The sequence below is a fragment of the Capnocytophaga gingivalis ATCC 33624 genome (assembly GCF_000174755.1).
GTDB classification, from domain to species: domain Bacteria; phylum Bacteroidota; class Bacteroidia; order Flavobacteriales; family Flavobacteriaceae; genus Capnocytophaga; species Capnocytophaga gingivalis.
In genome coordinates this window covers 1-328 of record NZ_ACLQ01000004.1, presented here as the reverse complement: position 1 = coordinate 328, position 328 = coordinate 1, and the positions used below count along the sequence as shown (strand labels likewise).

At 39.0% G+C, this 328-nt stretch carries 1 protein-coding gene; it reads right to left on the bottom strand.

Annotated elements, in window-relative coordinates:
* Positions 1 to 122 precede the first annotated feature (122 nt).
* Positions 123 to 328, bottom strand: a 206-nt coding sequence (locus CAPGI0001_RS13285; RefSeq protein ID WP_002665936.1) for a helix-turn-helix domain-containing protein, incomplete at its 5' end; no start/stop codon positions are given.

The following is a 328-nucleotide window of genomic DNA, read 5'->3' as shown; positions in this document are numbered from 1 at the left end:
CGCCCACTAACTGTTGGTTGTTGAAACTCTTTACCTTTCTCTATCCAAGCATAAGTGGAACGGATGTTGTGCGTAGGATGAACACCATCGGCAAAATACACCACATCCCCTTCTTCCTTTTCTTAAAGAATTTTAGAGAGCGCTTCAGCAAATAGTTTTTGTTTTAAAGGATCCGCCTCACAAGGCACTTCGGTTGTTTTCTTATAGGAAAAACCAATTCTGTTAAGTAAATCAGCCATTCCTTGTGGAGTATAGGTAACTTCAAAAGTGTCTTTAACCCATTGAGATACTTGTTTTGCATCTGTATAAAGATGTGTGCGTAACTCTT